This is a genomic window from Agromyces sp. CCNWLW203 (assembly GCF_036576125.1).
In the GTDB taxonomy this organism is placed as follows: domain Bacteria; phylum Actinomycetota; class Actinomycetes; order Actinomycetales; family Microbacteriaceae; genus Agromyces.
The window spans coordinates 343,322-356,479 of the sequence record NZ_JAZHYX010000002.1 but is presented as its reverse complement, the minus strand read 5'-3'; the positions used below and the strand labels follow the sequence as shown (position 1 = coordinate 356,479).

Here is a 13,158-nt window from a genome sequence, read left to right as displayed (position 1 = left end):
CTACAGGCAGAGATGCGCGAGAAACGGCGGTCGCGATGCGACTCAGTGAAGGGGCCGGTTTATCTGCATCGAGTCGGTAACGAAGCAGGTACTGCTGTCGAACCAGGGCGGCTTCGAGACACCATCACCATATGAAGGCATCAGGTTGGGGTCGCGGCGAACCTCGACGGCTGGCGCGGGTGACAGCGAGCGCCATGGTGCTCGCGGGGCTGTTGGCGTTGGCGGGCTGCGTCCCTGGCGCGCCAGGCAACGGCCCCATCGGCGACGGGTCGCAGGCCGATCGGGTCGTGAAGGGGATCCCGGATGGTTGGGCTGGCCCCGACCCCGATCTCCTCAATGTTGACCCGGTTGTCGGCTGGGTGAATGACACGGAGTTCGGGGTGATCACGCAAGGGAGCAGCAGTTGCCCAGCCATCGCCAGCGAGCTGCAAGTCCTCGACGCCGATGAGGTGCGGGTCGAGTTCGGCCCGTCACGGCACGACCCGTGCACGGCAGACATGGCGGCAACGACGCACGTGTTCGAACTCCCGTCCTCGGTGAGCGAGCGGCCGGTGACGGTGATCGTGCAGTTCACGGATTACGAGACGGAGTACGTCCTCGAACTCGAATAGGGCACCCGCGCGAACCGCAGAGGCTCGTCTCAATGAAGAGAATCTCTGATTCGCAGGGGTGTCGGCAACCGATTCCTCATGGCGCGGCAGGCGGTTGCAGCCGGTCGTACTTCGACACGTAGTAACCGAGGCTCGTGCCGCCCGCAACGACCTCACGAACGAGACGTGTCTCGATGTGGGTTGCTTCGCTGCGGGATTCGATGACGATTCCCATTTCACTGATGCCGGCTGCCGATGCCGTGCGAATCGCATCGTCGAGTTTCTCAAGATCGCGTATCGCCTCACTCAGGCTGCGCCTGACGGCACTCCATGCGGCGACGAGTTGCAGCCGGTTCGGGTCATCATCTGGGAGTTGACGGTGGGCGGTACTCATCTGGGCTGTGCTTCCTGTTGGGCGGCCGCTGCGGGGAGGGTCTGTTCAGTAGTCGGCGCCGAGTTCGTCGCGTAGTCGGCCGGTGAGACGCTCGAGGTGGTCGACGACGACGCCCTGATCACTGCCCCCGTCATCCGTTGCGTCGACATTCATCCGCCTTCGCAGGGATGTCACCACTTCTGGGTCGAGCCGGCCGGAGAGCGTCATCGCTCTCTCTGACGTCGAGGGCCGACGAATGGGTCACGGGCTCATCTTGCACGAGTCCAGTGACCTCGGACAGACCCGCCACCCGTGCACGAGTGCTCAGGTGGTGAGCTCTGTCGATTCGCGGTTGCAAACGACCGATATTGAAGGCGCTCTCCGACCGTCGCTTGCGCCTTGCAGCATCGTGGGGACGCGAGGCACGCGATCATCGCCGGAGGCGCTTCGCGGTCGCGGGCAGATGAGAATCGAACTTACGATCGCCGTGTGGAAATCGTCGAACTCATGACTGCGCGGTTGTCCCTGCGGTGTCCATCGGAAGTAGATATTCCGCGCATAGCCGAGATCTGCGGTGACGCCGCCATCGCTGAATTCACAACAGTGCCATACCCCTACGAGACCAAGCATGCGCGCGGCTTCGTTGTCGACGTGATTCCTGCTGGCTGGGCGAGCGGATCCAGTCTTACATGGGGAATTTACGAGCTTTCCGGTCTGCGAATCCTGGGCGTCGTGTCTTTGTCGCGGATTGAAGCTGGCATGGCCGAGTTGGGCTACTGGATCGATCCTGAGGCGCGTGGTCGGGGCCTCATGACTGAGGCCGCCGCACGAGTTGTCGAGTACGCCCTCGCCGAAGCGCCTGTCGGCCTGGGACTCGATCGACTCGGATGGGAAGCAATCACGACGAACATTGCGTCAGCGCGAGTCGCGCAAAAGCTTGGGTTCACCTGGGAAGGACAGCGGCGAGGCGCTGGCGTCCGCTTCGGGCAGCGTTACGACCTGACACTTGCAGGTCTAGTCCGAAGCGATGTGCGATCACCGACAGCTTGGCCGAGCACCGCCTAACGCGGCTCCAAGTCGGACGATGCAGTCTCGTCACAAACGACGGTTAGCGAGCACCGTCAAAATTGATGAGTTTTGACAGCCTCGTCGCGTGGGTGGCCACCGGCATGCCTGTGGGGATCGCAGATGCCAGCGACATCACTGTGCCCATGACCGCCTACCGGGCGTCGTCGTTGTCTCGGCCAATAGGCTGAGTCGAGGTCCAACAACGATCGGGGTTCAGGTTCATGGCACAGTTCGATCTCACGAAGGTGGCGGCAGATGCCTACCTGTATGCGTATCCGCTCGTCACGATGGAGCTCACCCGTCGGCAGATGACTAACGTTCCCGATGCGCACTCGGCGCTCCTGCGTGCGCCTCTGAACCAGTTCTCGCACGCCCGCGAGTACCCGGCTGCAGACTCGAAAGAGGTGGTCCGATTCAACTTCGACACCCTCTACTCTTTCGCGTGGCTCGACGTGCACGCCGAGCCGGTCGTGCTCAGCGTCCCGGATGCTGGCGACCGCTACTACCTGACCCCGATGCTGGACATGTGGACGGATATCTTCGCCGTGCCCGGCACCCGCAACACGTTGGGGAAGGCGCGCGATTTCCTGATCGCCCGGCCCGGGTGGCGCGGTGACGTGCCGGAGGGGCTGGACTTGATCGTCGCTCCCACCCCGTTCGTGTGGGTTATGGGTCGCACGCAGGCCAACGGACCTGACGACTTCGCGCGGGTGCACGCCATCCAGGACCAGTACCGAATCGTCCCGCTCAGCGCCTGGGGCACCGACTACGAGCCGCCGACCCGTGTCGAGACCGACGCGTCGATCGACAACGACACCCCGCCGCTGGAGCAAGTCAACGCCCTCTCGAGCGTCGAGTTTTTCACTCTGTTCGCCGAGTTGCTCAAGGTGAACCCGCCGCATGCCAACGACTACCCGATTTTGCACCGCATGCGTGCCATCGGCATCACCCCGGGCGAGAGCTTCGACGCCTCCTCGCTGGACGCCGAGACCGCCGCGGCCGTCGACACTGCGCGCGACCGGGCACTGGCCGACCTCGTGACCGCCATGTCCGAAGCGAGCATCGGCATCAGGCGCAATGGATGGAACTGGGAGCAGTCATTCGGCACCTACGGCACGTCCTACCGGGTGCGTGCTCTCGTAGCGATGGCCGGCCTCGGCGCGAATCTGCCCGAGGACGCGATCTACCCGAACGCCTTCGCGGACGCCGACGGTGAACCCTTCACCGGTGCCAACGACTATGTGCTCCACTTCGACGCCGACAACCAGCCCGACGCCGACGCATTCTGGTCACTCACCATGTACGACGGCGACGGGTTCCAAGTACCCAACCCCATCGACCGATTCGTCATTCGCGATCGCGACCCCCTCGCCCTCAACCCCGACGGCTCGCTGGACATCTACATCCAGCACGAGTCACCCGGTACAGACCGAGAAGCGAATTGGCTCCCGGCGCCCGCAGGCACCTTCTCGCCCATGCTTCGGCTCTATTCTCCGTCATCAGAAAGCCTCAACGGCGCGTTCATCCCACCCGCCATCACTAAGGCGCGGGCGTAGCCGAAGATCGATCCTCCGACGGCCCCGCAGGCAGTTGGCAAGCCTTGTCGAGCCCGTGCTCAGAAACGACGGTTTTTGACCGTCGTTTCGAGGTGGTCAAAACCTCCCGGAGCCGAGGTCGACCATGCCTGCTTCTGCGACCGCGCGCGTCGTGAGGGGTGAGGTCGAAACTCGGGGTTTTGAACGTTTCTGGCGCACCAGTCGATCGGCCCCGGATCACCGGACGCCCGAAGGGCGATCGGTCACCGGTGCTCACATGCGATTTGCTGGCGCGGGAGTCAGACCGTACCGGACTGCCTGACGCCGGCCTGCACTGCGCGCACATCTCGGCTGCGCGGAGGTACGAAGGAAGAGCTCATTGCGGTAACAGAGCTAAAAAGCGGCGCCTGGTGTCCGCGGCCGATTCGCACGTTCGGATAGCGTTGGTCGGGATCACGACCCCATAGGAGCAGCTGATGACGACCGGCCTCAAAGCGATCATCATCGGGGCAGGGGCTCTCGCTGTTCTGGGACTCGTTCTCGTACTGCTCCCGGGACCGACTGCCACGTTCGGATGGTTCGCATACCAACCTCTGGGTGACTTCGGTTTCGTTGGCGGCGCGCCGTTCGTACCGGCCTCTAGGCTCTGGGGCATGGGAATCATCGCCATCGCGGCGGTCATCGCCGCTTTCGTCGTGGGGTGGGTTCTCGGGAAGCGGCGTGGCATCCACGGTTCCGGGCCGGGCTCGGGCGACCGTGCACCCGACAACTTGGCGTGATCAGCGTGGCGGCTACGTCAAGCGGATCTGGCGGTTCACGTCCTTGTAGAGCAGGTACCGGAACGGCCCGGGGCCGCCCGCGTAGCAGGCCTGCGGGCAGAACGCCCTGAGCCACATGAAGTCGCCGGCCTCGACCTCGACCCAGTCGTCGTTCAGCCGGTACACCGCCTTGCCCTCGAGCACGAAGAGTCCGTGCTCCATGACGTGCGTCTCGGCGAACGGGATCGAGCCGCCCGGCTGGAACGTCACGATGTTCACGTGCATGTCGTGCCTGAGGTCGTCGGGATCGACGAAACGCGTGGTCGCCCATGCGCCGTTCGTGCCGGGCATCTCGCGCGGCGCGACCTCCTGGTCGCTCGTGACGAACGACGCCGGCGGCGCGATGCCGTCGACGGCCTCGTACGCCTTGCGGATCCACTGGAAGCTCGTGATGGCCGCCCCCTCGTTCGCGAGCGACCACGACGCGCCGGCCGCGAGATAGGCGTAGCCGCCGGGCTCGAGCACGTGCCGCTCCCCCGCGAGCTCGAGCACGAGCGAGCCCGCCGTGACGAACACGACGCCCTCGACGCCTGCCTCGGGCTCGGGTCGCTCGGCGCCGCCACCCGGTGCGATCTCGACGATGAGCTGCGAGAAGGTCGTCGCGAAGCCCGCGATCGGTCGGGCGATGATCCACGATCGGGTCTTCGTGAAGCCCGGCAGGTTGCTCGTGACGATGTCGCGCAGCACCCCCTTGGGGATGACCGTGTACGCCTCCTTCACGATCGCGCGATCGGTCAGGAGCTCGGTCTGGGCCGGCAGACCGCCCTCGGGAGTGAAGTAGCTCATGCGTGTTCCCTGTCGTTCGAAGTTGATGCAGTGCGTCCGGTCATCGCGTCGCCAGCCGGGGGTGGGCGAGCAGCGTGAGCGCACGCCGGTCGATGCCGATGTCGGCGACGATCTCGTCGACCGAGACGGCGCCGCACTCGACGCCGCGCAGCACGAAATCGGCGAGCGCCCGGGCGGTGGCCGGCTCGTCGAGCACGGCTCCCGGCGTGCGCTCGAGATAGTTGCGAAGCCGCGCGGATGCCTCGGGGTACCCCTCGCGGTAGAACGCGTAGTTCGCGAGGAACCGGGTGGGCAGCTGGTGCGCGTGCAGGTCCCAGCCCTGGTAGTAGCCGCGCTCGAGCGAGCGGCGCACGAGGCGGGCGTGCAGCGCCCACGCCTCTTCGGTGCGGTCGCCGATCGGCAGGATGTTCGTCGACCCGTCGGAGAGGCGGATGCCGGTGCCCGCGACCGCGAGCTGCATGATGCCCTTCGCGAGGTCGGCGACGGGATGCTCCATCGATTGATAGGCGGCGGCGATCTGCAGCGAGGCGCTGTAGTCGTACGTGCCGTAGTGCAGCGAGCTGATGCGGCCTGGGGCGGCGAGCGGCAGTTGGGCGACGGGCGAGCGACCGTCGGCGCCGAGCACGAGCTGCGGCGTCTCGACCTGCACCTCGAATCGAAGACGCCCGTCGGGCAGGCCGTGCGCGCGTTCGAGGGCTGCCGCGACATCCGCCATCGCCTCGACCTGCGCGACGGTCGACACCTTCGGCAGCGTCAGCACGAGGCCGTCGGGCAGCCCGCCGTGCTCGACGAGCGTGGTCACGAACAGGTCGAGCGTGCGGATGCCGCGCGCCCGTGTCGGTGCTTCGAAGCACTTGAAGCGGATGCCGATGAACGGCGGCGCGAAGCCGGCTCCGGCGGAGGCGACGACCCGCTTGGCCGCCCGCACGGCATCGGCGTCTTCGGCCTCGTCGCCGCGGTCGCCGTAGCCGTCTTCGAAGTCGATGCGCAGGTCTTCGATCGGTTCGCGTTCGAGCTTCTCGTGCACGCGCGGCACCACGTCGGCCGCGATGCCGTCGTCGAGGCCCACCGAGGCCGCGATGGCCTCGAGCCCCCCGAACGACTCGACGGCGTCGAGCGCGGCCCGCCCCCAGAGTGCCGGCAACTCGGGGGTGTACCGGTCGGCCGGCACGTACACGGTGTGCACGGGCTGGCGCGAGCCGTCGTCGCCGGGGTAGGCGCTGGCCAGCAGTTCGTCGGTCGCCTGCAGCCGCGCATCGACACGCGCCAGGTCGGCGGCAGAGAGCGAACCCGGTGTTGCGCTCATCGTTCGAGCTCGAGCAGTTCGTAGGCGGGCAGGGTCAGGAAGTCGACGTACTCCTCGGAGAGGCAGATGTCGGCGATGAGGGCGGCCGCCGGTTCGTAGTACCGCGCGAACCGCTCGGGGTCGACCTCGCCCCGCAGTCGTTCGACCTCCTCGGCGAGCACCTCACGCACGAGCTCGGGCGTGATCGCGCGGCCGGTGTCGGCGAAGACGACGTGGTTCCGAAGCTGCTGCCACACCTGCGAGCGGGAGATCTCGGCCGTCGCGGCATCCTCCATGAGGTTGTGGATCGCGACGGCGCCGTTGCCCGACAGCCACACCGCGGTGTAGGCGACGGCGACGTAGAGGTTGCCGTGCAGCCCGGTTTCGGTGACCTCGCCGTGCGCCGAGGCCACGTCGAGCAGCTCGGCCGCGGTGACCTGGACGTCGGGGCGCTGCTTCTCGAGCTGGTTCGGCCGATCGCCGAGCACTGCGTCGAACACCTCTCTGCAGACGGGTACGAGATCGGGATGAGCGACCCACGATCCGTCGAAGCCGTCGTTCGCTTCACGGGTCTTGTCAGCACGCACCTTCTCGAACGCCGCTCGCGTGACCTCGAGGTCGTTGCGGTTCGGCACGACGGCGGCCATGCCGCCCATCGCGAAGGCGCCTCGCCGGTGGCAGGTCTTCACGAGCAGCTCGGTGTAGGCGCGCATGAACGGCGCCGTCATCACGACCGAGGCGCGGTCGGGCAGCACGAATTCGGGGCCCGCGTCGCGAAACACCTTGATGAGACTGAAGAGGTAGTCCCAGCGCCCGGCGTTCAGGCCCGACGCGTGGTCGCGCAGCTCGTAGAGGATCTCGTCCATCTCGAACGCGGCGGGGATCGTCTCGATCAGCACCGTCGCCCGCACGGTGCCGTGCGGAATCCCGAGCTGCTCCTGCGCGAAGACGAAGACGTCGTTCCAGAGGCGCGCCTCGAGGTGGCTCTCGAGCTTCGGCAGGTAGTAATAGGGGCCGTGGCCGTTGTCGATCAGCAACTGCGCCGTGTGGAAGAAGTGCAGACCGAAGTCCACGAGCGCCGCCGAGCCCGGCACGCCGTCGACGAGCACGTTGCGCTCGGGCAGGTGCCAGCCGCGCGGGCGGGTCACGACCGTGGGCCGGCGCACGTCGGTGCGGAGCGCGTAGACCTTGCCGGCCGGGGAGGTGAAGGCGAGCGTGCCGCGGGCGGCATCGCGCAGGTTCATGACCCCGCCGACGACGTTGTGCCAGTGCGGACTCGATGCGTCTTCGAGGTCGGCCAGCCAGACGCGCGCCTCAGAATTCAGGGCGTTGATGGCCATCTTCGCCGGGGCCGCCGGCCCGGTCATCTCGACGCGTCGGTCGAGCAGCGCATCGGGGGCGGATGCCACGCGCCACTCGCCCTCGCGGATCTCCCGGGTCTCGGGGAGGAAGTCGAGCGTGCCGCCCGCGGCGATGCGCTCGCGCCTCACCCGCCGCGCTTCGAGGAGCTCGTGCCGGCGTGCGTCGAACCGGTGGTGCAACGCCTCGACGAAGGCGAGCGCGTCATCCGAGAGGATCTCCTCGGCTCCGTCGATGGTCGAGGCTCGGGTGATCTCGATGGTCATGCTGCCACTCTCTCCTGCGACGAGACGTTCGTCAATCGAATTGTTTTCGCATCGTGGATGCAGATATCTGCATTCCGGAAACTTGATCCGAATGTACCACCACGGAGAACGGCGCGCTCGATTCATCCGTTCTCGCCCCGGATCGGTGCGGTATCTTGACTGCGAACGGCAGATTTTCCGCGATGCGGATTCCGATTGCCGCAACGATGGAACAAGGAGTGCACCGGATGGCGGACAGCCCCACCGAAGGCGTCAAATCCGTGGCCCGGGTCTTCGACCTCCTCGAACTGATCGCCGATGCCGGCGGGGACGTCACGCTCAGCGAGTTGTCGACGATGGCCGGCCTGCCACTCCCGACGATCCACCGGCTCCTCCGCACCCTCGTCTCGCTCGGGTACGCACGCCAGCTCGCGAACCGTCGCTACGCACTCGGGCCGCGCCTCGTGCGCCTCGGCGAGGTCGCCAACCGCCAGTTCGGCCAGCTCGCGAAGCCCCAGCTGAAGGAGCTCGTCGAGCGGCTCGGCGAGACCGCGAACCTCGCCACCCTCGACGGCGACCAGGTCATCTACGTCTCCCAAGCCCCGTCGCCGCACGCGATGCGGATGTTCACCGAGGTGGGCCGCCGCTCCCACCTGCACAACACCGGCGTCGGCAAGGCGATCCTCGCCCAGCTCGACGACGCCGCCGTGCGCGAGATCATCGCCCGCACCGGCATGCCGAAGGCGACCGAGTATTCCATCGACACGGTCGACGCCCTCCTCGCAGACCTGAAGACGACCCGTGAACGCGGCTACGCGATCGACGACGGCGAGCAGGAGGTCGGCGTGCGCTGCTACGCGATGACTGTGCCAGGCACGCCGGTGCCGACCGCCGTCTCGGTCTCGGGCCCGGTTGCCCGGGTCGGCGAGGACTTCGCCGAGCGTGCGATCCCGGTGCTCCGCGAGATCGTCCAGGAGATCGCGGACGTCACCTCGGCGGCCTGAGTTTCTCGCAATATCCACTCTGCGGAATCGTGATTCCGAATTTGTCGCGATTCGCGATCACGTCGGAGTAGTATCGAGGTGTCTGCCACGGGCGGACACGGCGCGAGGTGGGGCCATCGGGGCCCCGGTGCCATGGCGTCCATGCTGACGCCGAACCGAGGAGATCCCATGGACGAGATCACCATGACGGTCAACGGGCGGCAACGCCCGCTGCAGGGCGCGACCGCCCACACGACGGCCCTCGACTGGCTGCGCGACACCGGCCTCTCGGGCAGCAAGGAAGGCTGCGCCGAAGGCGAGTGCGGGGCCTGCGCAATGCTGGTCGCGACCCCCGACGACCACGGCGGCACCTCCTGGACGGCCGTGAACGCATGCCTGGTTCCGGCGGCCGCGCTGAACGGGCAGGAGATCGTCACCGCCGAGGGGCTCGGCTCCCCCGACGAACTGCACCCCGTGCAGGAGAAGCTCGCAGAGGCCGGCGGGTCGCAGTGCGGCTACTGCACCCCCGGTTTCGCGTGCAGCATGGCGGGCGAGTACTACCGCGCCGACCGAGTGCCAGCGGCCGCCGATGAGGAGGTCTGCGAGGAGCACGGCCCGAACGGCTTCGACCTGCACGCCCTCAGCGGCAACCTGTGCCGCTGCACGGGCTACCGCCCGATCCGCGACGCCGCGTACACGCTCGGCTCCCCCGAGGCCGACGACGAACTGGCCGCGCGGCGCGGCCGGCCGGCCCCGGCACCCGTGCCCACCGACTTCGCGAGCGGTGGCGGCAGATTCATCCGCCCCGCCTCGTTGACCGAAGCGCTCGGCCTCCTCCGCGACGAGCCGACGGCCCTGCTCCTCGCGGGGTCGACCGACCTCGGCGTCGAGGTGAACCTGCGCGGCCGCCGCGCGCCGCTCGTCGTCGCGATCGAGCAGTTGCCCGAGCTGCGCGCGCTCGAGATCGGCGAGAAGTTCATCGAAATCGGTGCGGCCCTGCCGTTGTCCGAGGTGGAACGACGGCTCGCCGGCCGGGTGCCGCTGCTCGCCCAGCTCTTCCCGCAGTTCGCCTCACGGCTCATCCGCAACCGCGGCACCTTCGGCGGCAACCTCGGCACCGGATCGCCCATCGGCGACACTCCCCCGGCGCTGCTCGCACTCGGCGCGCGACTCGTGCTGGCCTCGGCCGACGGCGAGCGCGAGGTCGACCTCGCCGACTACTTCACTGGCTATCGGCAGACCGTCCGCGGCGCCGACGAACTCATCCGCGCGATCCGCATCCCGCTGCCGCTGGCACGGGTGACCGCGTTCCACAAGATCGCGAAGCGCCGCTTCGACGACATCTCGAGCGTCGCGCTCGGCTTCGCGCTCGACATCGAGGAGGGCGTCGTGACAACGGCCGGCATCGGACTCGGCGGCGTCGCCGCGACCCCGCTTCGCGCCTACGCCACCGAGGCGGCGCTCGTCGGCAGGCCGTGGAACGTCGCGACCGTGCGTGCGGCGTCGGCCGTGCTGCAGGGCGAGGGCACGCCGATGTCCGACCACCGGGCGTCGAGCGAGTACCGATCGCTCATGCTCGGCAGCGCGCTGTTGAAGCTGTACAGCACCACGGTCATCGAGTCGAAGGAGGTCTCGGCATGAGCGCGCTCGCCGATCGGCCCGCCAACCCCGTCGTCGGCCTGCGTGCCGCGCACGAAAGCGCCGCCCTGCACGTCACGGGTGCCGCGATGTACACCGACGACCTCGCCGCCCAGACCGCCGGCGTGCTCACGGCCTGGCCCGTGCAGTCGGCGAACGCGCATGCGCGCGTCACGATCGACGTGGCACCGGCCTACGACGTGGCCGGCGTCGTGCGCGTGCTGACAGCCGACGACGTGCCCGGCATCAACGACGCCGGCATCAAGCACGACGAGCCGCTCTTCCCGAGTGAGGCGATGTTCTACGGTCACGCACTCGTCTGGGTGCTCGGCGAGACGCAAGAGGCCGCGCGCCTCGGTGCCGAGGCCGTGAAGGTCGCCTACGAGCCGCTGCCGTCGTACATCACCGTGTCGGAGGCGATCGCCGCCGAGTCCTTCCAGGGCATCGCGCGCACCGTCGAACGCGGCGACGCCGAAACTGCGCTCGCGAGCGCACCGCGCGTCTTCGAGGGCGTGACGGAGTTCGGCGGGCAGGAGCACTTCTATCTCGAGACGCACGCCTCGCTCGCCCTCCTCGACTCCGAGGGGCAGTACTTCGTGCAGTGCTCGACGCAGCATCCCTCCGAGACGCAGGAGATCGTCGCGCACGTGCTCGGCATCTCGTCGAACCAGGTCACCGTGCAGTCGCTCCGCATGGGCGGCGCCTTCGGCGGAAAGGAGATGCAGCCCCACGGCTTCGCCGCGATCGCCGCGCTCGGCGCGAAGCTCACGGGTCGCCCCGTGCGACTCCGGCTGAACCGCACGCAGGACATCACGATGACCGGCAAGCGTCACCCGTTCCAGATCACGTGGAAGGCGGGCTTCACCGACGACGGGCTCATCCAGGCGCTCGACGCCACGCTGACCGCCGACGGCGGCTGGAGCATCGACCTCTCCGAGCCTGTGCTCGGCAGGGCGCTCTGCCACCTCGACAACGCCTACTGGATCCCGAACGTACACGCGCACGGCCGCATCGTGAAGACGAACAAGACCTCGCAGACCGCATTCCGCGGCTTCGGCGGCCCGCAGGGCGTCTTCCTCATCGAAGACATCCTCGGCAGGGTCGCACCGGTGCTCGGCATCGACCCGGCGGAGATCCGCCGGAAGAACATGTACCGGCCGGGGCAGGCCACCCCCTACGGCCAGCTCGTGAAGGACGCCGATCGCCTCGAGGCGATCTGGCAACGCCTCGTCGACGAGTGCGACTTCGAGTCGCGCCGCGCCGAGATCGCCGCGTTCAACGCCGCGAGCGCCGACACGAAGCGCGCGCTCGCGATCACGCCCGTGAAGTTCGGCATCTCGTTCAACTTCGCGGCCTTCAACCAGGCCGGCGCACTCGTGCACGTCTACAAGGACGGCTCGGTGCTGATCAACCACGGCGGCACCGAGATGGGCCAGGGTCTGCACACCAAGATGCTGCAGGTCGCGGCGACCGCCCTCGGGCTGCGTTTCGACCAGGTGAGGCTCGCCCCCACGCGCACCGACAAGGTGCCGAACACCTCGGCGACCGCGGCCTCCTCGGGCGCCGACCTCAACGGCGGCGCCGTCAAGAACGCGTGCGAGCAGATCCGCGAGCGCATGGCGAAGGTCGCCGGTCGGCTCTTGGGCGTCGACGAGCGCGACGTCCGCTTCGAGGGCGGTCTCATCACGGGCCTCGGCAAGTTCGACGAGAGCCTCACCTTCGCCGAGGTCGCGAACGCCGCGTACCTGCAGCGCGTGCAGCTCTGGGCGGCCGGCTACTACCGAACCGAGGGGCTGCACTGGAACCCCGACCTGATGAAGGGCTCCCCCTTCAAGTACTTCGCCTACGGCTGCGCCGCGACCGAGGTCGAGGTCGACGGGTTCACGGGCGCCTACCGGGTGCGCCGGGTCGACATCGTGCACGACGTCGGGGATTCGCTGTCGCCGATGCTCGACATCGGGCAGATCGAGGGCGCCTACGTGCAGGGCGTCGGATGGCTCACCCTCGAGGAGCTGCGCTGGGACGAGACCGACGGGCCGAACCGCGGACGCCTGCTCACCCAGTCCGCGAGCACCTACAAGCTGCCGAGTTTCTCGGAGATGCCCGAGGAGTTCAACGTGCGCCTCTTCGAGAACGCCCGCGAAGACGGCGCGGTCTACGGTTCGAAGGCCGTCGGCGAACCGCCGTTCATGCTCGCGTTCAGCGCCCGAGAGGCGATCCGCGAGGCGATCGGCGCGTTCGCGCCCGCCGGCCACAGCGTCGAACTCGGCTCGCCCGCGACCCCTGAGGCCGTCTACTGGGCGATCGAAGCGGCGCGGTCGGCCAGTTCGGCCGGTTCGGCCGGTTCGGTCGCCGAGACGGCACTGGCAGCGGATGCCTCGGCTGAGGCACGGCCGACGGATGCCTCGGCGGCTCCATCACCGACCGGCGCCGAGGTGCCCGCGCTGGCGTCGACCGAGGCCTGAGCGAGCCCGCCCG

The 13,158-nt window shown here is 68.0% G+C and carries 11 protein-coding genes; 7 read left to right on the top strand and 4 right to left on the bottom strand.

All coding sequences use genetic code 11. The features are described from left to right. The first annotated feature begins 131 nt into the window (after positions 1–131). A complete protein-coding gene (locus VPH61_RS07295; protein ID WP_332062839.1) occupies positions 132–611 on the top strand; it encodes a hypothetical protein in 480 nt (159 codons plus the stop codon). Positions 612–687: 76 nt separating this feature from the next. On the opposite strand, the gene VPH61_RS07290 is transcribed toward VPH61_RS07295, so the two are convergent. Further along, complete coding sequence (locus VPH61_RS07290) at positions 688–984, bottom strand: hypothetical protein (protein ID WP_332062838.1); 297 nt, start codon at positions 982–984, stop codon at positions 688–690. Positions 985–1,452: 468 nt separating this feature from the next. Between VPH61_RS07290 and VPH61_RS07285 the strand changes: the two genes are divergently transcribed. The 3 genes from VPH61_RS07285 (at position 1,453) to VPH61_RS07275 (ending at position 4,345) form a co-directional block, all read left to right on the top strand. Further along, positions 1,453–2,028, top strand: a complete 576-nt coding sequence (locus tag VPH61_RS07285) for a GNAT family N-acetyltransferase (RefSeq protein WP_332062837.1) — start codon at positions 1,453–1,455, stop codon at positions 2,026–2,028. A 224-nt stretch (positions 2,029–2,252) separates the two neighbouring features. Beyond that, positions 2,253–3,587 carry a DUF1254 domain-containing protein gene (locus VPH61_RS07280; protein ID WP_332062836.1) on the top strand — a complete coding sequence of 445 codons (1,335 nt, stop codon included), beginning with the start codon at positions 2,253–2,255 and terminating at the stop codon, positions 3,585–3,587. A 455-nt stretch (positions 3,588–4,042) separates the two neighbouring features. Beyond that, entirely contained in the window at positions 4,043–4,345 is a 303-nt protein-coding gene (locus VPH61_RS07275; RefSeq protein ID WP_332062835.1) for a hypothetical protein, read from the top strand. A 12-nt stretch (positions 4,346–4,357) separates the two neighbouring features. Here the strand turns inward: VPH61_RS07275 and VPH61_RS07270 are convergent, their stop codons facing one another. From VPH61_RS07270 to aceB, 3 genes are read right to left on the bottom strand one after another with little or no spacing between them, the layout of a single operon-like run. Next, positions 4,358–5,170 (bottom strand): bifunctional allantoicase/(S)-ureidoglycine aminohydrolase, encoded by an 813-nt coding sequence (locus VPH61_RS07270; protein WP_332062834.1) that lies wholly within the window; start codon positions 5,168–5,170, stop codon positions 4,358–4,360. Positions 5,171–5,210: 40 nt separating this feature from the next. Continuing rightward, entirely contained in the window at positions 5,211–6,476 is a 1,266-nt protein-coding gene (locus VPH61_RS07265) for a DUF6986 family protein (protein ID WP_332062833.1), read from the bottom strand. After that, entirely contained in the window at positions 6,473–8,080 is a 1,608-nt protein-coding gene (gene aceB / locus VPH61_RS07260; protein ID WP_332062832.1) for a malate synthase A, read from the bottom strand. Before aceB ends, VPH61_RS07265 begins: the two co-directional genes overlap by 4 nt. A 227-nt stretch (positions 8,081–8,307) precedes the next feature. Between aceB and VPH61_RS07255 the strand changes: the two genes are divergently transcribed. From VPH61_RS07255 to xdhB, 3 genes are all read left to right on the top strand, one after another. Then, complete coding sequence (locus VPH61_RS07255) at positions 8,308–9,063, top strand: IclR family transcriptional regulator (RefSeq protein ID WP_332062831.1); 756 nt, start codon at positions 8,308–8,310, stop codon at positions 9,061–9,063. Positions 9,064–9,231: 168 nt separating this feature from the next. Further along, complete coding sequence (locus VPH61_RS07250; protein WP_332062830.1) at positions 9,232–10,683, top strand: xanthine dehydrogenase small subunit; 1,452 nt, start codon at positions 9,232–9,234, stop codon at positions 10,681–10,683. Then, positions 10,680–13,145 (top strand): xanthine dehydrogenase molybdopterin binding subunit, encoded by a 2,466-nt coding sequence (xdhB, locus tag VPH61_RS07245; protein WP_332062829.1) that lies wholly within the window; start codon positions 10,680–10,682, stop codon positions 13,143–13,145. The genes VPH61_RS07250 and xdhB overlap by 4 nt, the downstream gene beginning before the upstream one ends. Positions 13,146–13,158: the final 13 nt, after the last annotated feature.